The sequence below is a fragment of the Micromonospora sp. CNB394 genome, from assembly GCF_000374985.1.
In the GTDB taxonomy this organism is placed as follows: domain Bacteria; phylum Actinomycetota; class Actinomycetes; order Mycobacteriales; family Micromonosporaceae; genus Micromonospora; species Micromonospora marina.
In genome coordinates this window covers 24832-46511 of record NZ_KB895833.1, presented here as the reverse complement: position 1 = coordinate 46511, position 21680 = coordinate 24832, and the positions used below count along the sequence as shown (strand labels likewise).

Sequence of the window (21680 nt, the reverse complement as noted above, 5' to 3'; positions counted from 1 at the left end):
TCAAGGGGCAGGTCAGAATCTCACAATGGACGGTCACGAGAACGAACAGCACCGCGCCGGGGACGAGACGTCTCCGGAGCATGGGCGCGCCCGCCGCTTTCCGGCGTGGCGGCCGGGTCACAGGCTGCGCCGGCTCGGTGTCGTACTGGCTGTGCTCGCGGTCACGCTCGGCGGCATCCTGGTCGGCACGTACGCGGGTGGCCACGTCGGCACCGACATCGGCCCGTTCCGGGCCGAGCTGAGGCTCAGCCCGTCGCTCAGCGGCGGCACCACCGTCGACATCCCGCCGCTGGGCGCGCTGCTGCTGGACAGCCACGACGGCCCGGCGTACCTGACCGTCGAGGTCGGCTCGCTGGACCAGGGGCGCACCGAGGCGCTCATCGGCGACCCGGCCAGCATCAGCCGGGCCAGCCAGTCGGCGGTCCAGGACGTCCGCGACGGCGTGATGCGGCTCGGGCTGCGTACGCTCGCCTCGGTCGTGCTGGCCACCCTGCTGCTGGCCGCGCTCGTGTTCCGCGACGTCCGGCGTACCGCCTGGGCCGGCGGCCTGGCGCTGGTCGTGACCGCCGGCAGCCTCGGTGCCGCCGCGAGCACCCTGCGCCCGCAGGCGATCGAGGAGCCGCGGTACGAGGGCCTGCTGGTCAACGCGCCGGCGATCGTCGGTGACGCGCGGCGGATCGCCAACGACTACACCAAGTACGCCGAACAGCTCCAACGGCTGGTCGGCAACGTCAGCAAGCTCTACACCACCGTCTCCGCCCTGCCGGTGTTGCAGCCGTCGCCCGGCACCACCCGGGTGCTGCACGTGTCGGACATCCACCTCAACCCGACCGGCTGGCAGCTTATCCGTACCGTGGTCGAGCAGTTCGGCATCGACGTGGTGATCGACACCGGCGACATGACCGACTGGGGCAGCGAGCCGGAGGCGTCCTTCGTCGGCTCGATCGGCCTGCTCAAGAAGCCGTACGTGTTCATCCGCGGCAACCACGACTCGCCGCGCACCGCCGCGGCGGTAGCTCAGCAGCCGAACGCGATCGTGCTGAACAACTCGATCACGACGGTGGGCGGGCTGACCATTGCCGGCATCGGCGACCCCCGCTTCACCCCGGACAAGGAGACCTCACCGGCCGGCAGCGGCCTCACCTCGACCGTCGCCGACCAGGTGATCGGCGTCGGCGAGAAGCTCGCCGCCACGATCGAGAAGTCGCCGCGCAAGGTCGACATCGCGCTCGTCCACGACCCCGCCTCGGCCGGCCCGCTCTCGGGCGCCTGCCCGCTGGTGCTCTCCGGGCACACCCACAACCGGCAGGTGTCGAAGCTGCCGCAGGTCGAGGACGAGCAGCCGACCACGCTGATGGTGCAGGGTTCCACCGGCGGGGCCGGGCTGCGCGGCCTGGAGGGCGAGAAGCCGACCCCGCTGACCATGACGGTGCTCTACTTCGACGAGCAGAAGCTGCTCCAGGCGTACGACGACATCACGGTGGGCGGCACCGGGCAGTCGCAGGTCAACCTGGAACGGCACGTCATCCGCGACCCTGCCCAGGGCGACGAGGTGCCGGTCACCCCGACCCCGACGCGTGGACCCTCCGAGTCGCCGTCGCCGGGTACGACCACGCTGAGCCCCACCCCCACCAGCTGACCGTCCCGCTTCTGTCGCCTTCCGTGAGGCGGTCGGGCCGCCACTCTGCCGCACCGGCAACCGGTCACTCCGCGTCACGAAGCCGTCCGGCACCGGGATACCTCGCCGGAGACTTTGCTCTGCACCCATCCACGCGGCAGATACCGAGGGTCGCCGCGTGGATGGGTGCAGAGCGGTGACCCGTCCATCCCGCCCCAGCTCGGAGCGGCGCTGCGGGTATGGCTGCAGAGCAAAGGGGCCGAGGCGTGATCCCCGGTGCCAGAGGCGGCTACTCTCCGCAACCGCGCCAGCCATAACTCTCCGTGAGGAGACCGCGGCCGCGCCGCCCGGATCGGCGCTGACGCGACCCGAGCCGGGAGTCGATTCGGGACCGCCGGCGGCAGGAGCACCTCCACCGCGAGGCCCCGGCCACCCGCCCCCGCAACGGGACGCGGTCGGCGCAGCGGGACGCGGTCAGCGCAACGGAGGCGCCTCAGCGCAGCGCGATCGCGGCCAGCGCGGCGTTGACGATGCTGCCGGGCAGCAGGTCGTGCAGCTCGTACAGGTCCCGGACGCTGCCGGACTGGCCGAACTCGTCCACGCCGAGCGGCACCGCCGGGGCGCCGACCGCCGAGCCGAGCCAGGCCATCGCGTGCGAGGCCGCGTCGTGCACGGTGACCACCGGCACCCGGTCGGCGAACGCCGACCGCAGCGCGCCGGGCACGCTCGGCACGGTCGCGGTCCGCACGCCCTGGCGCAGCGTCCGCTGCCACGCCCGGTAGAGCCGGTCCAGGCTGGTCACATCGACCACGTGCGCGGCCACACCCTCCTCCGCCAGCTCCGCGGCGGCCGCGAGCACCTCCGGCAGCACCGCACCGGAGGCGGCGAGCTGCACGACCGGGGCATCAGCCAGATCGGGGTACGCCTGGTGCGCGTCGACGAGCCGGTACGCGCCGGCCACCACCTGCCGTCGCAGCACGGCGTCCCCGAGTCGCGCCCGGGCCGCCTCGAACGGCGCCTGGTCGATCGGCCGGGTGCTGAGCCGGAAGTAGTACGCCCCGTCCTCGGCCGGAGCGGCTGTGGCGGCCGGAGCGGAGCCACCGGCGATCTGCCCGAACGCGTCGCAGAGCAGCCAGTCGAGACTGCCGGCGTACGCGGGCTCCAGGAACGTCACCCCGGGCAGCTCCAAGCCGACCGAGGCGGTGATGGTGGACTGGTGGGCCCCGCCCTCGGGGGCCAGCGTGATGCCGGACGGGGTGCCGGCCACCACGAACCGGGAGCCGGAGTACGTGCCGTAGAGGAACGCGTCGAGTCCGCGCAGCACGAACGGGTCGTAGACGGTGCCCACCGGCAGCAGTGGCTGGCCGGACAGGTCCCACGACAGGCCGAGCTGGCCCAGCAGCAGGAACAGGTTCATCTCCGAGATGCCCAGCTCGATGTGCTGCCCGGCGGGGCTCTCGGTCCAGCGCAGCATCCGGTCCTCGGTCCAGGACCGCTGCTCGGTCGGGGCGAAGACACCAGTCTTGTTGATGAATCCGGCCAGGTTGGTCGAGGTGGCCACGTCCGGCGCGGTGGTCACCAGGTAGGGCGCCACCTGCGGATCGCGGGCCAGGTCGACGAGCACCCGGCCGAAGACCTCCTGGGTGGAGACCGGCTTGTTCGCGCGTACCCGCGTGGTCTCCGGAACGGTGACGCCCAGCGCCCGCTCGCGCGGCGGGCGGGACAGCGCCTCCCGGCGCTCGCCGGCCCGGATGCCGGCCGGGGACGCCGGGTCGAGGCGGTCCCACTCGGTCTCGGCGGTCAGGCCCTGCGCGGCGCGCAGCGCGTCGACCTGCTCGGTGGTCAGCAGCGCCGAGTGGTTGCGCGGGTTGCCGGCGATCGGCAGGCCCCAGCCCTTGACCGTGTACGCGAAGACGACGCTGGGCCGGTCGGTGACCGCGTCGCACTGGGCGTACGCGTCGAGCATCGCCTGTGCGTCGTGCCCGCCCAGGTCGGTGACGAGCGGGCCCAGCTCGTCGTCGCCGATGTCGGCGACGAACGCGGCCACCTCGGCCGACGCGCCGTCCAGGAACTGCTTGCGCAGCGCCGGGCCGGCCAGCCCGAACAGCGACTGGTACTGCTCGTTGGGCATCCGGTCGATCCAGTCGCGCAGCGTCTCACCACCCGGCCGGGCGTACGCCTCGGCCAGCTTGCGGCCGTACTTGACCTCCACGACGTGCCAGCCGGCCGCCTCGAACTGGCCGCGCCACTGGTTGATCCGGATGCCGGGGACGACCCGGTCCAGCGACTGGCGGTTGAAGTCGACGAGCCACATCACGTTGCCGAGTCCGGTGGTGGCCGGGTCGGCGACCGCCTCCCAGATGTTGCCCTCGTCCAGCTCGGCGTCGCCGATGATGGCGACGAACCGGGAGTGCGGGCGCGGGCCGAAGTGCGCGTCGACGTATCGGCGGGTGACGGCGGCGAACAGCGGCGCGGCGGCGCCCAGGCCGACCGAGCCGGTGGAGAAGTCCACCTCGTCCGGGTCCTTGGTGCGCGACGGGTACGACTGGAGCCCGCCGCGCGCCCGCAGCTTCGGCAGGTACGACTTGTCGAGGTTGCCCAGCAGGTACTGGATCGCGTGGAACACCGGCGAGGCGTGCGGCTTCACCGCGACACGGTCCTCGGCGTCCAGGTGGTGGAACCAGAGTGCTGTCATCGCGGTCACCAGGGAGGCACTGGACGCCTGGTGGCCGCCGACCTTCACCCCGTCACCGGTGTCGCGGTCGTGGTTGGCCGCGTCGACGATGCGGGTGGCGAGCCAGAGCACCCGGCGCTGGATCTCGTCGAGGACGTCGAGGTCGTGCTGGTTCACGGTGACTCCATCCGGGCGTCGCCGTTGACGCCCTGTCCGGGAAGGGGGTGGCGAGGCGTTAGGAAGGGCCCCTTCCCATGCACCAGGCGTTAAGAAGGGGCCCTTCCTTACACGTCAGGCGCCGAGGCGGGCCAGGATCAGCTCGCGGACGGTCTTCGCGTCCGCCTGGCCGCGGGTGGTCTTCATGACCGCGCCGACGAGCGCGCCGGCCGCCGCGACCTTGCCGCTGCGGATCTTGTCGGCGACGTCCGGGTTGGCGGCGATCGCCTCGTCCACGGCGGCGGTGAGCGCGCCGGTGTCCGAGACGACCTCCAGGTTGCGGTTGGTCATGATCTCGGTCGGCGAGCCCTCGCCGGCCACCACGCCCTCCAGCACGGTACGGGCCAGCTTGTCGTTGAGCTTGCCGGCATCGACCAGGCCCTGCAGCTCGGCGACCTGGGCCGGGGTGGCGCCCACGTCGGCCAGCTCCACGCCGGTCTCGTTGGCGCGGCGGGACAGCTCACCCAGCCACCACTTGCGGGCGGCGGCCGGGGTGGCGCCAGCGGCCACCGTCGCCTCGATCAGCTCGACCGCGCCGGCGTTCACCACCGACTGCATGTCGAGGTCGGACAGGCCCCACTCCTGCTGGATCCGCTTGCGGCGCAGCCGCGGCAGCTCCGGCAGGGCGGCCTTCAGCTCGGCCACCCACGCGGTGTCCGGGGCCAGCGGCACCAGGTCCGGCTCCGGGAAGTACCGGTAGTCGGTGGCGGTCTCCTTGGACCGGCCCGACGTGGTGTCGCCGGTGTCCTCGTGGAAGTGCCGGGTCTCCTGCGTGATCCGGCCGCCGGCCTCCAGCACCGACGCCTGGCGCAGCATCTCCGAGCGCACCGCCCGCTCGACCGAGCGCAGCGAGTTGACGTTCTTGGTCTCGGTGCGGGTGCCCCACTCCTCGCCCGGCCGGTTCAGCGACGTGTTGACGTCGCAGCGCAGCGACCCCTCCTCCATCCGCACGTCGGAGACGCCGAGCGAGCGGATCACGTCGCGCAGCTCGGTGACGTACGCGCGGGCGACCTCGGGCGCGAGCGCTCCGGTGCCGGGGATCGGCTTGGTGACGATCTCGACGAGCGGGATGCCGGCCCGGTTGTAGTCGACGAGCGACTCGGTGGCGCCGTGGATGCGGCCGGTGGCGCCGCCGACGTGCAGCGTCTTACCGGTGTCCTCCTCCAGGTGCACCCGTTCGATGCCGATGCGGACCAGCTCGCCGTTCACCTCGACGTCCAGGTAGCCGTCGAAGCACAGCGGCTCGTCGTACTGGCTGATCTGGAAGTTTTTCGGCATGTCCGGGTAGAAGTAGTTCTTCCGGGCGAACCGGCACCACTCGGCGATCGAGCAGTTCAGCGCCAGCCCGATCCGGATGGTCGCCTCGATGGCGGCCTTGTTCGCCACCGGCAGCGAACCGGGCAGGCCGAGGCAGACCGGACAGACCCGGGTGTTCGGCTCGCCGCCGAAGTCGGTCGGGCAGCCGCACCACATCTTGGTGTTCGTGCCCAGCTCGACGTGGGTCTCCAGGCCGATCACCGGTTCGAAGCGCGCGACGACCTCGTCGTACGCGGGCAGTGTCGTCGTCATCTGAGCTCCAGGCGCGATCCGGACAGAACCGTTCCAGCCTAATCGGCTGGCCCGGCCACCCCGCTGCCGGGCTTCGAGATCACCGCGCGGGGCGTGCCACGCCCGCGACGACGGCCGGGCCCGGGACGGACGTCACTCGGGTGCCGTGAAGCGCCGCCGCCGGTTGTAGGCCAGCACGAGCAGGATGCCGCCGACCGAGAAGGCCACGACGCTCAACAGCAGCAGTACGAGCGGCGAACCCGGTCCGGTGATCGGCAGCCACGCGCCGCCCACAGTCGACGGCGAGGCGGTCGGCTGAGGCGTCGCGGGGAGGCTGCTCTCCGACGGCGTGGCGGCCGGATCGCTCGGCGTCGGCGTGGCCGCCGGGGCGGTGGGAGTGGGCGTCGAGCCGGTCGGGGTCGCCGTCGGGGTGCCGGGGGTCCGGGCGGCGACGGTCAGCGAGACCTGCTTCGTGGCACTGGTGCTGTATCCCTTCGCCGCGACGGTGAAGGCGAACGTGCCGGCCTTGCTCGGGGTGCCGCTGAGCTTGCCCTCCTCGTCGAGGGTGAGACCGCCCGGCAGGGCACCGGCGGCCACGGCGAATGCGATGTCCGAGTCACCGTCGGCGGTGAAGCGGAAGGAGTAGGGCTTCCCGACGGTGGCGGCGGGCGGTTCACCGGAGGTGAAGGTGGTCGCTGCCACAGCGACGACGACGATGGCGTCCTGCTCGTCGAAGCGGTTGTTCTGGTCGGTCATCCGCAGCATGAACGGGTACGTGCCAGGAGTGGTCGGCGCGCCCCCCAGCGACGTCCCCACCACGAGCATCCCCGGCGGCAGACTCCCCGACACCACCGACAACCGGTACGGCCCGGTACCACCTGCCGCCTCGACGGTGTGGATCGCGTACACCCGCCCGAGGTACATGACCGGCCGCGGCTTGCCCGACGTGATGGCGACCTTCTGTTCGCGTACCTCGATCGTCGCCGACTGCTCGTCGAAGAGGTCGTTCTGGTCGGTCATCCGCAGCGTGAACGGGTATGTGCCAGGGGTGGTCGGCGCGCCCCCCAGCGACGTCCCCACCACGAGCATCCCCGGCGGCAGACTCCCCGACACCACCGACAACCGGTACGGCCCGGTACCACCTGCCGCCTCGACGGTGTGGATCGCGTAGACCCGCCCGAGGTACATGACCGGCCGCGGCTTGCCCGAGGTGATGGTGACCGTCCCGGCGGCGGTGGCCGGTTGCGCGGCGGCGGGTTGCGCGGCTCCCAGCAGCAACGCCGCAACCATCGTCAGGGCCATGACCGGGCGAAGTGTCCCCATCGCACATCCAGGTCTCGGTCGGAACCGCTCGCGGCCGCCAGCGGGGCAGAATCCAGTCGATTCAGCAGACTCGGAGTCTATGCAACCAGCGCCAGTGATCCGGCACAATCCACTTGCCGGCGTGCGTCGTGTCGACGCGACGACAGCCGCGCCCGGCGCGGTCGTGGTGACCGCACCGGGCGCGGGACGTCTTCCGGTACGGAGGCGGACGGCCCGCCTCCGTACCCCTGGGGTCAGAGCGTCGGCGGGGTGAGCGTGCCGACGGCGCCCTCCAGCGCGGCGGCGACCCGGTACATCCGGTCGTCGGCCAGGGTCGGCGCCATGATCTGGAAGCCGACCGGGAGCCCGTCGGACAGGCCGCACGGCACGGAGATGGCCGGGCCGCCGTACAGGTTCGCCGGGATGGTGAACAGGTCGGCCAGGTACATCTGGTACGGGTCGGCGGTGCGCGACCCGATCGGGAACGCCACGAACGGCGTGGTCGGCGAGATCAACGCGTCGACCTGCTCGAACGCGCTGGTGAAGTCCCGCGTGATCAACGTGCGGACCTTCTGCGCCTGACCGTAGTAGGCGTCGTAGTAGCCCGATGAGAGCGCGTACGTGCCGATCATGATGCGCCGCTTGACCTCGGGGCCGAAGCCGGCCTCGCGGGTCAGCGACATGACCTCCTCCAACGACCGGTTGCCGTCGTCGCCGACCCGCAGGCCGAACCGGACGCCGTCGAACCGGGCCAGGTTGGAGGAGCACTCGCTGGGCGCGATCAGGTAGTACGCCGGCAGCGCGTAGCTGAAGTGCGGGCAGGAGACCTCGACGATCTCCGCACCGAGCTTCGCCAACGCCTCGGCGGCGTCCCGGAACGCGGCCATCACGCCCGGCTCCGCGCCCTCACCGGTGAACTCGGTGACCACGCCGAGCTTGACGCCGGTCAGGTCGCCGGTGGCGCCGAGCCGCGCCGCGGCCACCACGTCCGGCACCGGGACCGGGATCGAGGTGGAGTCGCGCGGGTCGTGCCCGCCGATCACCTGGTGCAGCAACGCGGCGTCGAGCACGGTACGCGCGCACGGGCCGGGTGTGTCCAGCGACGAGGAGAACGCGACCAGGCCGTAGCGGGAGGTGCCGCCGTAGGTGGGCTTCGCGCCGACCGTGCCGGTGACCGCACCGGGCTGGCGGATCGAGCCGCCGGTGTCCGAGCCGATCGACAGCGGCGCCTCGTACGCGGCCAGCGCCGCCGCGCTGCCGCCGCCGGAGCCGCCCGGGATCCGGTCGGTGTCCCACGGGTTTCGGGTCGGCCCGTACGCCGAGTATTCGGTGGAGGAGCCCATCGCGAACTCGTCCATGTTGGTCTTGCCGAGCATCACCGTGCCGGCGTCGCGCAGCCGCTCGACGATCGTCGAGTCGTACGGCGGGCGCCAGCCCTCCAGGATCTTCGAACCGACAGTGGTCGGCACGCCCTTCGTGGTCAGGACGTCCTTCACCGCGACCGGCACACCGGCGAGCGGGCCCAGTTCCGCACCGGCGGCGCGGCGCTCGTCCACGGCACGCGCGGCCGCCAGGGCCCCCTCGGTGTCGACGTGCAGGAACGCGTGCACCCGGTCGTCGACGTCGCCGATGCGGTCCAGGTGGGCCCGGGTGACCTCGACCGCGGAGGTCTCGCCGCTCGCCACCAGTCCGGCGATCTCGACGGCACTGAGCCTGGTCAGGTCGCTCATGCCGGCACTCCGCTTCGCTCCGTGCCGTCACGACCGACAGCCACGCTGAGCCTGATGATTCGCTCGCTGCGCTCGCTCATGAGGCCACATCCTCGTCCAGGATCCGCGGTACGCGGAACCGCTGTTCCTCGGCGTCGGGGGCGCCCGACAGCGCCTCCTGCGGGGTCAGGCCGGGCCGCACCACGTCCTCGCGGAGCACGTTCGTCAGCGGCACGGAGTGGGACGTCGGCGGGATGTCCGCCGCGGCGACCTCGCCGACCTGCGCGACCGACTGGAGGATCACACCCAGCTGGCCGGCGAAGGTGTCCAGTTCCTCCTCCGTGACGGCGAGCCGCGACAGTCGCGCGAGGTGCGCGACCTCCTCGCGGGAGATGGCGGCCATCAGTGCCCCCTTCGTGGCTGTCCTGAGACGTCTGCGGTGGGCCGGCCGCGCGTACGGGCGTGCTCGACGACGCGCGGTGACCGGAGCGAGTCTATTGTCCCGCCGTCACGACGACGCCTTCGACTCCCCCTCCGGCGCCGGACCGCTGCGGCTCCCCGCCTCCGCCGGGCGCACCGGACGGTAGCGGGACAGCCACGCCACCAGGTCCTCGGCGGGCATCGGCCGGGCGTGGAACCAGCCCTGCGCCACGTCGCACCCGGCGGCGTGCAGCATCCGCCAGGTGCGCTCGTCCTCCACCCCCTCGGCCACCACCCGCAGCCCGAGCGCACCGGCCAGCTCGATCGTCGAGCGGACGATCGCCGCGTCGTCCGGGTCGTCGGCCATCCCGAGGACGAACGACCGGTCCACCTTCACCTCGGACAGCGGGAGCCGGCGCAGGTGCTGCAGCGACGAGTAGCCGGTGCCGAAGTCGTCGAGCGCGATGCCGACGCCGATCCGGTGCAACTGGGTGATGCTGGCGAGCACCCGCCGCGGGTCGGCCATCAGCGCGCCCTCGGTGATCTCCACCTGGAGGCGCTCCGGCGGCACGCCGTACCGGTTCAGCCGGTCGGCGATCTGGTCGGCGATCTCACCGGTGTGCAGGTCACGGACGCTGACATTGAGCGCGGCCCGCAGCGTGAGCCCGGCCGCCGACCACTTGGCGAGCTGCTCCACCACGTCGTCCACCACCCGCCGGGTGAGCAGCCGCATCACCGCGCTCTGCTCGGCGACCTGGATCAGCTCGCCCGGGTCGACCATGCCCCGGCGCGGATGCCGCCAGCGCAGCAGCGCCTCGACGCCCACCACCTCGCCGGTCGCGATGGCGATCTGCGGCTGGTAGTACATGGTGATCTCGCCCGGGTGCCCGGCCTGCTCGTCCGGCTCGGCCGTCGTACTCCCGTCGGCGGTCGGCCCGACGACCCCCGGCGCGCCGGTGCTCACGGCGGCCTCCGCGTCGTGCCCGGTGTCGGCCTCGCGGCCGGTGCCGGCGTCCGGCACCGGCTCCCCGCCACCGACGACGAGCGGCGCCGCCACCGGGGCGGCGGCACCGCCCCGGGCGGCGTGGCGGCGGATCGGGTCGGCGCCGGTGAGGATCCGTTCGATCAGGTCGTCGTCGTGCCGCTCCTCGACGCGCTCGCGGCGACGCCGCAGCCACCGGTTCGGCCGGTCGCCGGACCGCCGTCCGCCGTCGCGCGCCGGACGCTGGTTGCGGGCCGGGCGGTCGGCCCGGACCGGCAGCGCCGCCTCCAGCGCGGCGCCGTCACCCCCGCGTACGCCGATCGTCTCCCCGCCCTGCGCGGACGGGCCGGATTCCAGCACCCGGCGCAGGTCGGCCAGCAGGCTCAGCCGCTCGGCCGAGTTGTGGTCGGACTCCGGCGCGTAGACCGCCACCGTGTCGTTGCGGTGCTTCGCGTCGTACATGGCCACGTCGGCGTGGCGCATCAGGGTGGCGAAGTCCTCGCCGTGGTCGGGGTAGAGCGCGATGCCGATGGCACCGCCCACGTCCAGCGGCAGCCCGTCCAGCGGCACCGGCTCGGCGAGCGCGGCGACCACCCGGTCGGCCCGCTCGCGGGCCTGGTCGATGTCGGTGAGCCGGGGTACGACGATGGCGAACTCGTCGCCGCCGAGCCGCGCCACCATGTCACCGGCGCCCACGGCGCCCATCAGCCGGGCGCTCACCTCGACCAGCAGGCGGTCCCCCACCGCGTGGCCGAGCGCGTCGTTGACGTGCTTGAACCGGTCGAGGTCGAGCAGCAGCAGCGCCAGGTGAGCGTCCGGCGCGCCCCGGGCGGCCCGGTCGCCGTGCAGGTGCACCTGCTCGGCCACCTCGGTCAGCAGCGCCTTGCGGTTGGGCAGCCCGGTGAGTGGGTCCACGTCGGCGAGCTGTTCCCGTTCGGCGGAGAGCCGGGCCATCCGGTAGACCGCGAACAGCGGCACCAGCACCAGCGGGATCAGCGCCGCGCTGGCCCGGGCGGCGGCCACCAGCACCGGCGCGAGCAGCAACAGCGAACCGGTGGCGAGCAGTTCGTAGGCCAGGCCGCTGCGGACACTCGGCCACCACCTGTCGCCGAAGCGCAACCGGACCGCGGAGCTGACCAGCCCGTAGTTGACCACGAACCAGGCGAGCGTCGCGCCGCCCACCGCCGCCACGTCGGTCCAGTGCAGACGGCCGCCGCCGAACAGCTCACCCGGGCCGAGCCGGGTGACCGCGTACGCGGCGGCGAGCGCCCACGCGTACTGCGCGACGTTGAAGCCGGTGCGCCAGGGGGCGTACCCGAGCCGCCAGCCGCTGACCGCGACCGCCACGGCCTGCACGGCGACGGCCGGGCCGAAGCCCCAGCCGAGCAGGATGGCGAAGGTGAAGCAGGTCGACGGGAACACCGCCGACGTCTGCCGCCGGCCGGGTGGGACGAACGGGCGGGCGTCGCAGGCGACGGCGAGCGCCGCCATGGTCCAGAACGCGGCCGGCAGTTCGCTCCACCGGTCGGCGAGCGCGACGAGCGGGCCGGCCGAGACCACCAGGGCGACCACGCCGATCGCGCCGACGAAGCCGAAGAACGGCCCGTTCCGCCCGGGCGGGACGGAGTTGCGCGGGTCGCCGGTCTCCATCGCACCTCCCGGGGAACGTCCTGGCGCGCGCCGTCACGCGTCGTACGCCAATGAAACGCCCTCCGAGGCGATTTCCCCGACACGACAGTCACGAATCGGTCGTAGTCGTAATTAACTTGGTATCCGCCGGACGATCGCTGTGACCAGCCTGTCAGTCCTCCACCCGGGCCACCTCGCGGGCGGCCTCCGGGCCGGAGTCCAGCAGCACGCGGAATCCGTCCTCGTCGAGGATGGGCAGTTTGAGCGTGGCGGCCTTGTCGGCCTTGGAGCCGGGATTGTCGCCGACCACCACGAAGCCCGTCTTCTTGGAGACCGAGCCGGTCACCTTGCCACCCCGGGCCTGGATCGCCTCGGCCGCCTGGTCGCGGCTGAACCCGCTGAGCGTGCCGGTGACCACCACAGTGACGCCGTCGAGCGGTCGCGGCCCCTCGTCGGCGGCCTCCTCGGCCATCCGTACGCCCGCCTCGGCCCACGTGCGCACCACGTCGCGGTGCCAGTCGACGGCGAACCACTCCTTCACGCTCGCCGCGATGGTCGGGCCGACGCCGTCCACCGAGGACAGCTCGTCCTCACCGGCGGCCTCGATCGCGGCGACCGAGCGGAAGTGCCGGGCGAGCGCCTGGGCGGCGGTCGGGCCGACGTGCCGGATGGACAGCGCCACCAGCACCCGCCACAGGTCGCGTTCCTTGGCCTCGGCGAGGTTGTCGAGCAGCTTGGTGGCGTTGCTGCCCAGGCTGCCGTCCTTGTTGACGAAGAACGGCGACCGGCTCAACTGCTCGGCGTCGAGCTGGAACAGGTCGCCCTCGTTGGTGATGATCTGGGCGTCGAGCAGCGCCGCCGCGCCCTTCTCGCCGAGCACCTCGATGTCGAGCACCTTGCGGCTGGCCAGGTAGAAGACCCGCTCGCGGATCTGACCGGGGCAGGCCCGCCCGTTGGGGCAGCGGATGTCGACGTCGCTCTCCTTGGCCGGCGCGAGCGGTGTGCCGCAGGCCGGGCAGGTGGTCGGCATGACGAACGGGCGGGCGTCGGCCGGCCGCAGTTCGACCACCGGGCCGAGCACCTCGGGAATCACGTCGCCGGCCTTGCGCAGCACCACCGTGTCGCCGATGAGCACACCCTTGCGCTCGACCTCGCGGGCGTTGTGCAGGGTCGCCAGCGCGACTGTGGAGCCCGCCACCCGGACCGGTTCGAGGACGGCGAACGGGGTGACCCGGCCGGTGCGCCCGACGTTGACGTCGATGTCGAGCAGCTTGGTGTTGACCTCCTCCGGCGGGTATTTGAAGGCGATGGCCCAGCGGGGTGCCCGGCTGGTCGAGCCGAGGCGGCCCTGGATGGAGACCGGGTCGACCTTGACCACCACACCGTCGATCTCGTGCTCGACGTCGTGCCGGTGCCTGCCGTAGTAGGCGATGTAGTCAGCGACGCCGGCCAGGTCGTCCACCACCCGCCACCGGTCGCTGGTGGGCAGCCCCCATGCCTTGAGCGCGGCGTACGACTCGGACTGCGCGGCCGGCCGGAACCCGGTGCGCGCGCCGATGCCGTGCACAACCAGGCGCAGCGGGCGGGAGGCGGTCACCCGCGGGTCCTTCTGCCGCAGGCTGCCGGCAGCGGCGTTGCGCGGGTTGGCGAACGGCGCCTTGCCCTGCTCGACCAGGCTCGCGTTCAGGTCGGCGAACGCGGCCACCGGGAAGTAGATCTCGCCGCGCACCTCGATCAGATCCGGCACGTCGGGGAAGTCGCCGGCCGGGGCCAGCCGCGCCGGCACGCCCTTGATGCTGCGCACGTTCGCGGTGACGTCCTCGCCGGTGCGGCCGTCGCCCCGGGTGGCGGCGCGCACGAGCCGGCCCTTCTCGTAGGTCAGGTTGATGGCGAGCCCGTCCACCTTCAGCTCGCACAGATAGGGCACCGGGCCGCCCGCGTCGCGCTCGACCCGCTCGGACCAGGCGGCCAGCTCCTCGTCGGCGAAGGCGTTGTCGAGCGAGAGCATCCGCTCGGCGTGCGCGACCGGCGTGAAGTCGGTGGAGAAGGTGCCGCCGACCCGCTGGGTGGGCGAGTCGGGGGTGCGCAGCGCCGGGTATTCGGCCTCCAGCGCCTCCAGCTCCCGCAGCTGCCTGTCGAACTCCGCGTCGGTGACGGTCGGCGCGTCGAGCACGTAGTAGCGGTACTGGTGCTCGGTCAGCTCCTGGCTGAGCGTGGCGTGCCGCTCCCGGGCCGCCGGGGTCGGCTCGGCGCCCGCCGCCGCGTCCTGGGCCGCGTCGACCGCTGGGGGAACCGCTTCTTCGGACACACCGCCGCCTTCGGACACCGCTGTCGCCTCCCGTGCTCGTGCTACCCGGGAACCGTAGCGGTCGGCTGTGACAGTCATCCGGCCACCCACGCCGAGCAGGGCGAACGGGTACCCGTCGCGCCGTTCGGGCGGCCCGGTCCCGACCGTGCGACGATCGCGTCGGCGGTACTGGGCGACAACGGTCGGAAGGCGGGCGACGGATGCGCGACGGGGTGATCTGGGCGCTGGTGATCGTGGCCTGCGTCGCGGCCGGCTGGCTGTGGGACGAGTGGCGGCGCCGGGCGGCCGGACGCGCCGCCGGGACGCGCGACCGGGTCGACGGACGGCGGCCGCGCTCCGGCCGTGGCAGCCGGACCGGCGAGCCGGGTACCGACCGGCCCGGTCGCGGGCGTGGCGACGGGCGGACCGGCGGTGACCGGGCCGGCACCGGGCGCCGGGGTGACCGCACCGCGACGCCGCCGAGGCCGCGCGGCGCCGGGCGGACCGGCCGGGACGAGCCCCGGCCCGGGGAGATCTGGTGGGCCGACGTGCCCTACGCCGACGGCACCGGCTCCAAGGTGCGTCCCTGTCTGGTGCTGCGGGTCGACGGCCGGGACGCCGAGGTACTGAAGATCACCAGCCAGGACAAGTCGGACCGGGACGACCACCTGCCGATCCCGACCCGGGACTGGGATCCGGACGCCGACCACGACAGCTACCTCGACGTGAGCGAGCCGATCCCGGTGGCGCTGGACGCGTTCGCCGACCGGGCCGGCACCTGCGACCCGGACCTGTGGCGGGGTGTCCGGCGGCTGAGTCACCTCACCGGCTGACGCCGCCTCGGCCCGGCCTCACCCGGGCGGCGGGTCACGCCGCCGGTCCCCGGCCGTCACCGGTTGAGCCGGTGCTGGACGCCTCCCCGTCGAACGCGGCGGCGAGCGCGGTGAGCTGGCCGGCGTACTCGATCCGGCCGGCCCACCCGGCGGGCCAGGCGGCCATGCCGTGCGCGGCCCCGACGAACGCGCCGGCCAGCGCGGCGATGGAGTCCGAGTCGCCGGCCGTGGTGGCGCCCCGGGCCAGCGCGCCGACCGGGTCGTCGGGGTGGCGCAGTGCGCAGAGCAGCGCGGTGGCGAGCGCCTCCTCGGCGATCCACCCCTCGCCGGTGAGCCGGCACGGGTCGCCGCCGTCGTCCGGGCGGTCCAGCGCCGCCTCCAACCGGCCCAGCACGCGCAGGCAGTCGGCCCAGCCCCGGGCGACGAACTCGGCCGCGCTGGTCTCGCCGGGCCGCTGCCACAGGTCACCGAGCCAGTCCTCCCGGTAGACGGTGCGCTGCTCCCGGGCCCGGTCGGTGAGCAGACCGGGCAGCTCCGGCAGTGCCGCGCCGTCGCGCAGCAGCCGGACCGCGTACGCGGTCAGCTCGCTGGCCGCCAGCCCGGTCGGGTGGCCGTGGGTGAGTCCGGCCTGGAGCTGGGCCAGCCCGGCCATCGTGTCCAGGTCGACGTCGAGCAGCCCGACCGGCGTGACGCGCATGTTCGCGCCGCAGCCCTTCGAACCGGCGACGGTGGCCTCCTGCCAGCGGGCACCCCGGGCCAGTTCGGCGCAGGCCCGCAGGCAGGTCATGCCCGGGGCACGGTTGTTCTCCGGGCTGACCGACCAGTCGACGAAGCGCTGCCGCAGCAGCGGCTCCACCGCCCCGGCCGTGTACGCGGGCGCGTCGCGCAGCGCCCACGCCACCGCGAGCGCCATCTGCGTGTCGTCGGTGACCAGAGCCGGGTCGCCGGTCAGCTCACGCGGACCGGCCGGGCCGTAGCGCCGGATGATCTCGGTGACGGTGAGGAACTCGGTCGGCTTGCCCAGGGCGTCGCCGTAGGCCAGGCCGAACAGCGAACCGGCGGCGCGGCCGGTGGCGGTGGAGGGGGTCACGGTGGCGATCATGCCCCCGCCGCGCAAGTGGCGGAAGATCAACCCCAGCAGAGGCAGAACGGATGGCCGGCCGGGGCGGCGTAGACCCGGAAGCCCTCCCCCTCACCGGGGAGCCGCCGCGCGCCGAGCGCCAGCGCCGCCGGTCATCGTGCCCGGCGGGTACGACGGAGACGTCAGTCCTCGGCGAGCCGCCGGCCCGCGTCGCGGCAGGCGGTGAGCACCGCGCGGGCGTACCCCGGGGTGGCCCCGGCCAGGCCGCACGCGGGAGTGACCACCACCTGCTCGGCCAGCCGACGGCGGGGGAAGCCGAGCTGGCCCCAGACCCGCCGGACCCGGTCGGCGACCTCGGCCGACGTCGGCGCCCGGCCGGACGGCGGCGGCAGCGTCGGCGCGGCCCCGGCCAGCAGCCCGAGCCCGGCGTCGATCGCCTCGCCGAGCGGGTCGAGGTCGGCGACCAGCGACAGGTCGAGCGCGACACCTGCCGCCCCGGCGGTCCGGATCAGCTCCAGCGGCACGTCGGGCGCGCAGCAGTGCACGAGCGCCGGGACGCCGGCCGCCCCGATCACGTCGCGCAGCAGCCCCCGCGCCGTCTCGGTCTCGACCGGACGGTGGGTGCCGAAGCCGCTCTCGGTGGGCACCCGGCCGGCCAGCACCGCCGGCAGCGACGGCTCGTCGAGCTGGAGCAGCACCGAGGCGCGGGGCAGCCGCCGGGTCACCGCCTCGACGTGCCCACGCAGCCCTTCGCCGAGCGAACCGGCGAGGTCGCGTACCGCACCCGGGTCGCGCAGCATCCGGCCGCCGATCGGCAGCTCCAGCACGGCGGCGAGGGTGAACGGGCCGGCGGCCTGGACCTTGACCGGCCCGGCGTACTCCTCGGCCTGCTCGGCGAGCTGGTCGAGGTCGCGTTCCATCAGGTCCCGGGCGCGGCGCAGATCCCGGCCGGGGCGCGGGGCGATCCGCCAGCGGGCCGCGTACAGCTCGACCGGGAGTTCGACGAGCAGACCGGCGGTGCGGCCGATGATGTCCGCGCCCGGCCCACGGGCGGGCAGCTCGGGCAGGTGCGGCAGGGCGGGCAGCTCACCGAGCACGATCCGCTGCGCCTCGGCGATGTCGGTGCCGGGCAGCGACCCGATCCCCGTCGCCGCACCGGTGGGCCAGGGCCACGCCTGCTCAGTCACCGCAGCAGCCTATCCGCTGCCCGCCGGAGGGCGGACGGGGACGCGGCCCGGTGGTGCCGCACGCCGGCGGGCCGCTGTCAGCCGGTGATGGTGGCGGAGCCGAGGACCACGTCGCCGGCCGGGTCCGGCCGGTAGGCCACGATCGCCTGGCCGGCGGCCACCCCCCGGACCGGGCGGCGCAGCGACGCGCGCAGGCCGTCGGCGTCCACCTCGACGGCGGCCGGCACCACGTCGCCGTGCGCCCGCAGCTGCACCTCGCACTCGACCGGCCCGGCCGGGCGCGGCCCGCCGGTCCACACCGGGCGGGTGGCGCGCACGTCGGAGACCTCCAGCGCCTCGGCCGGCCCGACCGTAACCGTGTTCGTGATCGGGGTGATGGACAGCACGTAGCGGGGGCGGCCGTCCGGCGCCGGGCGGTCCAGGTGCAGGCCGCGCCGCTGCCCGACGGTGTACTGGTAGGCGCCGCTGTGGCTGCCCACCACCGCGCCGGTGAGCGCGTCCACCACCTGGCCCGGCGCCTCGCCGAGCCGCTCGGCGAGGAAGCCGCGGGTGTCGCCGTCGGCGATGAAGCAGATGTCGTGCGAGTCCGGCTTGTCGGCCACGGCGAGGCCACGCCGGGCGGCCTCCGCGCGCACCTCGGCCTTCGTCGAGTCGCCGAGCGGGAAGATCGACCGGTCGAGCTGCGCGCGGGTCAGCACCGCCAGCACGTACGACTGGTCCTTGGCCGCGTCGACGCTGCGCCGCAGCAGGCCGTCGGCGCCGAGCCGGGCGTGGTGGCCGGTCACCACCGCGTCGAAGCCCAGGGCCACGGCCCGGTCCAGCACCGCCGCGAACTTGATCTTCTCGTTGCAGCGCAGGCAGGGATTCGGCGTACGCCCGGCCGCGTACTCGGCCACGAAGTCGTCCACCACGTCGTCGTGGAACCGGTCGGCCATGTCCCACACGTAGAAGGGGATGCCGAGCACGTCGGCGGCCCGCCGGGCGTCCCGGGAGTCCTCCAGCGTGCAGCAGCCCCGGGCGCCGGTGCGGTAGGTCTGCGGGTTGCGGGCCAGGGCCAGGTGCACGCCCGTCACGTCGTGCCCGGCCTCCACCGCCCGTGCCGCCGCGACGGCGGAGTCCACCCCGCCCGACATCGCCGCCAGAACCCTCACCGGCCCACTCCCCTCGTCCTCACCGAGGGTATCCGGGTCAGCGGGGCGTGCGGAGGGCGGCCGCTCGGCGGGCCCGCTCCACCGCGGCCGGCAGCGCCGCGATCAGCGCGTCCACGTCCGCACCGGTGCTCGTGTGCCCGAGGGTGAAGCGCAGCGAGGACCGGGCCCGGTCGTCGTCGGCGCCCATGGCCAGCAGCACGTGCGAGGGCTGGGCCACGCCGGCCGAGCAGGCCGACCCGGTCGAGCAGGCGATGCCCTGGGCGTCCAGGAGCAGCAGCAGTGCGTCCCCCTCGCAGCCCGGGAAGGAGAAGTGCGCGTTGCCGGGGAGCCGGTCGGCCGGGTCACCGTTGAAGATCACCTCGGGGACGGCCTGCCGGACCCGCTCGACCAGTTCGTCGCGGAGCGCGGCGATCCGGGCGGCGTACTCCTGCTGACCCTTGACCGCGCTCTCGACGGCGACCGCGAACGCCACGATGCCCGCGGTGTCCAGCGTCCCGGAGCGGACGTCGCGCTCCTGGCCGCCGCCGTGCAGCAGCGGGGTGGCCGCCACGTCGCGGCCCAGCAGCAGCGCGCCCACGCCGGCCGGGCCGCCGAGCTTGTGGCCGGTCACGGTGAGCGCCGACACGCCGCTGGCGGCGAAGTCGACAGGCACCTGCCCGACCGCCTGGATGGCGTCGGTGTGGAACGGCACCCCGTGCTCGGCGGCGACGGTGGCCAGCTCGGTCACCGGCTGCACGGTGCCCACCTCGTTGTTCGCCCACATGGCGGTGACCACCGCGACGTGCGCGCCGTGCTCGGTCAGCTCGGCGCGCAGGCGTTCCGGGTCGAGCCGCCCGGCCGCGTCGACCGGCAGCCAGCCGGCCTGCGCGCCCTCGTGCTCGACCAGCCAGTCCACCGCGTCGAGGACGGCGTGGTGCTCGACCGCGCTGGAGACCACCCGGACCCGGTCGGCGCGGGCGGCGCGGCGAGCCCAGAAGACGCCCTTCACGGCAAGGTTGTCGCTCTCGGTACCGCCGCCGGTGAAGATCACCTCGGAGGGGCGGGCGCCGAGCGCGGCAGCCACCCGCTCGCGGGACTCCTCCACCCGCCGCCGGGCCCGGCGACCAGCCGCGTGCAACGACGAGGCGTTGCCGACCTCGCGGGCGACAGCGACGTACGCCTCGAGTGCCTCGTCCAGCATCGGGGTCGTCGCCGCGTGATCAAGGTATGCCATCACGGTTCAGCCTAACGGCCTGCGTACCCGGCACCGGGGGCCGGACCGCCCCGTCCCACCCGGGGCGGTCCGGCCCGCTCACGCGGAACGGCCGTGATCACGCGGGCACGGCGGTGACCACGATGTTGTCCCGGTAGCTGCGGGTGTTCGCGTCGAACGGCCCGCCGCAGGTGATCAACGTGAGGCGGGGCTTGCCGTCGCGCGCGAAGTACCGCTCCAGCGGGATCTTCGACTTCCGGTACTCCTCCCGGGCCACCACCCGGTAGGAGCGCTCGCGGCCGTCCGAGCCGGTGGCGGTGAGCCTGTCCCCCCGGCCCAGCTCACGCAGCCGGAAGAACGCGCCCTTGCCCTGCTCGGCGCTGTCGACGTGCCCGGCGATCACCACCGAGCCGGCGTCGGTCTCCAGCCCCGGGCCGTAGCGGTACCAGCCGACCTGGTCCACGCTGGGCGGCACCTCGAACTCGTCGGTGCGCTCGTTGACGCCCACCGGGTTGACGGTGGCGGTCACCCGGATCGGCGGGATGCTCAGCTTCACCGGCGGCACGGTCTCGCTGCCGGCGGGCAGGGTGCCCGGGTTCACCGGGACCGCGCCGCGGCCGGCCGACGCCGACGCCGACGCCGGCGGCGTAAGCGTGGCACCGGTCAGGGCGGCCACCTCGTCGCCGCCGCCGACGTCCTCGGCGGGCTCGGATCCGCACGCCACCACTGTCGCCAGGGTGAGCGCGGCGGCGCCGGCGGCCATCGCCGCCAGCGCCCCGCGGTTGCGCACCGTCACCGGCGACCGGCCCGGGCGGTTGCCGCCACCCGCGCCCCGCCGCCGACCAGGAGCAGCACGCCGGCCCCGGCCAGCACGTACCACCAGGTGTCCACGCCGGTGCCGGCCTGGCCGCCGGTGCCGCTGGGCACGCCGCCCGGCGCCGAGTGCAGACCGCTGATGGTCTGGGCGACCACGCTCAGGTTCTTCGCCTCGGCCGAGCCGATCGCGTAGACGATGGTGGCGGTGCCCTCCTTGAGGTTCAGGTCGGCCGGGCCGATCGCGACGGTGTCGGTGCCGGCGAGCACCACGTCCGCCTCGACCGAGCCGGCGTCCACGTCCGCCTTGGCCTCCTTCGGGTTGGTCAGGTCCTCGAAGACCGGCGTGCCGCCGGCCCGCACGTCGACGGCCGGGGCGGCGGCGGTGTGCCGGACGATCAGCCGGGCCTTGCCGGCGCCCACCTTGGACACGTCGTTGACGAACGGGGTGATCTGCGGGTTGCCGTCGGCGCTCAGGTGGGCGGCGAGGCTGATGTTCGCCCCGCCGGGCACCGCGGCGTCGTCCACCTTCAGGATCGCCTTGTCGATCGCCTCGCCCGGCTTGGTCAGGGCGATGTCGTAGTCGCCCTCGGGCAGGGTGAGCGGGCCGGCGACGTCGCCGGGCTTGAAGTTGTTGAGCGTCTTCTCGCCGTTGACGTACACGTCGACCGGGGTGTCCGGGATGCCGTGGACCACGGAGACCTTCGACGAGGCGGCGTAGGCCGGGCTCATGGTGGCGGCGCCGACGCCGGCGAAGGTGAGGGCGGCCACCGCGCCGCCCGCGGCGACCCGACGGAACATCGCGTACTGCATTGTCTGCCTCCTGGTGGTTGATGCTGATTCGTCAGGCCTGGCTTGCAGAACGGGTTACGCCGGCCCCGTCGCCCCCGGATGCGCCCGGATCGGATTTCTTTTTCCCGTCTCCGGGCGCATCCGCCGGAGGCTCCGGCGACGAAGGAGAGGTGACGAGGGTCGTGACCGACACACCGGGAGAGTGGGGCGAGGGCTGTGGGAGTTACAGTCGGGCATGCCCCACGG

General features: G+C 73.9%; 16 protein-coding genes. 2 read left to right on the top strand and 14 right to left on the bottom strand.

The window, feature by feature from the left end; translation table 11 throughout:
• Positions 1-25 precede the first annotated feature (25 nt).
• Positions 26-1639, top strand: coding sequence for a metallophosphoesterase (locus C569_RS0113135; RefSeq protein ID WP_018786242.1), 1614 nt, complete (start codon positions 26-28; stop codon positions 1637-1639).
• A 472-nt stretch (positions 1640-2111) separates the two neighbouring features.
• On the opposite strand, the gene C569_RS0113130 is transcribed toward C569_RS0113135, so the two are convergent.
• The 7 genes from C569_RS0113130 to ligA form a co-directional block, all read right to left on the bottom strand.
• Positions 2112-4469 (bottom strand): pyruvate dehydrogenase E1, encoded by a 2358-nt coding sequence (locus tag C569_RS0113130; protein ID WP_018786241.1) that lies wholly within the window; start codon positions 4467-4469, stop codon positions 2112-2114.
• A gap of 114 nt (positions 4470-4583) precedes the next feature.
• Complete coding sequence (gene gatB, locus C569_RS0113125; RefSeq protein WP_018786240.1) at positions 4584-6077, bottom strand: Asp-tRNA(Asn)/Glu-tRNA(Gln) amidotransferase subunit GatB; 1494 nt, start codon at positions 6075-6077, stop codon at positions 4584-4586.
• 132 nt (positions 6078-6209) lie between these two features.
• On the bottom strand, positions 6210-7379 hold the full coding sequence (locus tag C569_RS0113120; RefSeq protein WP_026268090.1) for an Ig domain-containing protein: 1170 nt from the start codon (positions 7377-7379) through the stop codon (positions 6210-6212).
• 233 nt (positions 7380-7612) lie between these two features.
• Positions 7613-9088, bottom strand: coding sequence for an Asp-tRNA(Asn)/Glu-tRNA(Gln) amidotransferase subunit GatA (gene gatA, locus C569_RS0113115; protein ID WP_018786238.1), 1476 nt, complete (start codon positions 9086-9088; stop codon positions 7613-7615).
• 76 nt (positions 9089-9164) lie between these two features.
• Positions 9165-9470 (bottom strand): Asp-tRNA(Asn)/Glu-tRNA(Gln) amidotransferase subunit GatC, encoded by a 306-nt coding sequence (gene gatC / locus C569_RS0113110; protein ID WP_018786237.1) that lies wholly within the window; start codon positions 9468-9470, stop codon positions 9165-9167.
• A 105-nt stretch (positions 9471-9575) separates the two neighbouring features.
• Complete coding sequence (locus C569_RS0113105; protein ID WP_018786236.1) at positions 9576-12119, bottom strand: bifunctional diguanylate cyclase/phosphodiesterase; 2544 nt, start codon at positions 12117-12119, stop codon at positions 9576-9578.
• Positions 12120-12270: 151 nt separating this feature from the next.
• The gene (ligA, locus tag C569_RS0113100; RefSeq protein WP_018786235.1) at positions 12271-14424 is read right to left on the bottom strand and encodes an NAD-dependent DNA ligase LigA; all 2154 of its coding nucleotides are present in this window, start codon (positions 14422-14424) and stop codon (positions 12271-12273) included.
• 182 nt (positions 14425-14606) lie between these two features.
• On the opposite strand from ligA, the gene C569_RS0113095 reads away from it, so the two are divergent.
• Entirely contained in the window at positions 14607-15218 is a 612-nt protein-coding gene (locus tag C569_RS0113095) for a type II toxin-antitoxin system PemK/MazF family toxin (RefSeq protein ID WP_018786234.1), read from the top strand.
• A gap of 34 nt (positions 15219-15252) precedes the next feature.
• On the opposite strand, the gene C569_RS0113090 is transcribed toward C569_RS0113095, so the two are convergent.
• The 7 genes from C569_RS0113090 to C569_RS0113065 form a co-directional block, all read right to left on the bottom strand.
• On the bottom strand, positions 15253-16320 hold the full coding sequence (locus C569_RS0113090; protein ID WP_018786233.1) for an ADP-ribosylglycohydrolase family protein: 1068 nt from the start codon (positions 16318-16320) through the stop codon (positions 15253-15255).
• A 26-nt stretch (positions 16321-16346) separates the two neighbouring features.
• Positions 16347-16442 carry a hypothetical protein gene (locus C569_RS35045; RefSeq protein ID WP_341844992.1) on the bottom strand — a complete coding sequence of 32 codons (96 nt, stop codon included), beginning with the start codon at positions 16440-16442 and terminating at the stop codon, positions 16347-16349.
• Positions 16443-16481: 39 nt separating this feature from the next.
• Positions 16482-17486 carry a methionine synthase gene (locus C569_RS0113085; RefSeq protein WP_018786232.1) on the bottom strand — a complete coding sequence of 335 codons (1005 nt, stop codon included), beginning with the start codon at positions 17484-17486 and terminating at the stop codon, positions 16482-16484.
• Between the two features lie 77 nt (positions 17487-17563).
• Positions 17564-18637 carry a tRNA 2-thiouridine(34) synthase MnmA gene (mnmA, locus tag C569_RS0113080; protein WP_026268088.1) on the bottom strand — a complete coding sequence of 358 codons (1074 nt, stop codon included), beginning with the start codon at positions 18635-18637 and terminating at the stop codon, positions 17564-17566.
• Between the two features lie 37 nt (positions 18638-18674).
• Complete coding sequence (locus C569_RS0113075; RefSeq protein ID WP_026268087.1) at positions 18675-19850, bottom strand: cysteine desulfurase family protein; 1176 nt, start codon at positions 19848-19850, stop codon at positions 18675-18677.
• 97 nt (positions 19851-19947) lie between these two features.
• Complete coding sequence (locus C569_RS0113070; RefSeq protein WP_018786229.1) at positions 19948-20625, bottom strand: class F sortase; 678 nt, start codon at positions 20623-20625, stop codon at positions 19948-19950.
• Complete coding sequence (locus tag C569_RS0113065) at positions 20622-21455, bottom strand: DUF4397 domain-containing protein (protein ID WP_018786228.1); 834 nt, start codon at positions 21453-21455, stop codon at positions 20622-20624. The genes C569_RS0113070 and C569_RS0113065 overlap by 4 nt, the downstream gene beginning before the upstream one ends.
• Between the last annotated feature and the right edge of the window lie 225 nt (positions 21456-21680).

Coding starts and splice junctions, on each gene's coding strand:
- C569_RS0113135 (WP_018786242.1), top strand. CDS start 26: ATGGACGGTCACGAGAACGAACAGCACCGCGCCGGGGACGAGACGTCT.
- gatB (WP_018786240.1), bottom strand. CDS start 6,077: ATGACGACGACACTGCCCGCGTACGACGAGGTCGTCGCGCGCTTCGAA.
- C569_RS0113065 (WP_018786228.1), bottom strand. CDS start 21,455: ATGCAGTACGCGATGTTCCGTCGGGTCGCCGCGGGCGGCGCGGTGGCC.
- gatC (WP_018786237.1), bottom strand. CDS start 9,470: ATGGCCGCCATCTCCCGCGAGGAGGTCGCGCACCTCGCGCGACTGTCG.
- C569_RS0113105 (WP_018786236.1), bottom strand. CDS start 12,119: ATGGAGACCGGCGACCCGCGCAACTCCGTCCCGCCCGGGCGGAACGGG.
- C569_RS0113075 (WP_026268087.1), bottom strand. CDS start 19,850: ATGGCATACCTTGATCACGCGGCGACGACCCCGATGCTGGACGAGGCA.
- C569_RS0113120 (WP_026268090.1), bottom strand. CDS start 7,379: ATGGGGACACTTCGCCCGGTCATGGCCCTGACGATGGTTGCGGCGTTG.
- gatA (WP_018786238.1), bottom strand. CDS start 9,088: ATGAGCGACCTGACCAGGCTCAGTGCCGTCGAGATCGCCGGACTGGTG.
- C569_RS0113090 (WP_018786233.1), bottom strand. CDS start 16,320: ATGATCGCCACCGTGACCCCCTCCACCGCCACCGGCCGCGCCGCCGGT.
- C569_RS0113095 (WP_018786234.1), top strand. CDS start 14,607: ATGCGCGACGGGGTGATCTGGGCGCTGGTGATCGTGGCCTGCGTCGCG.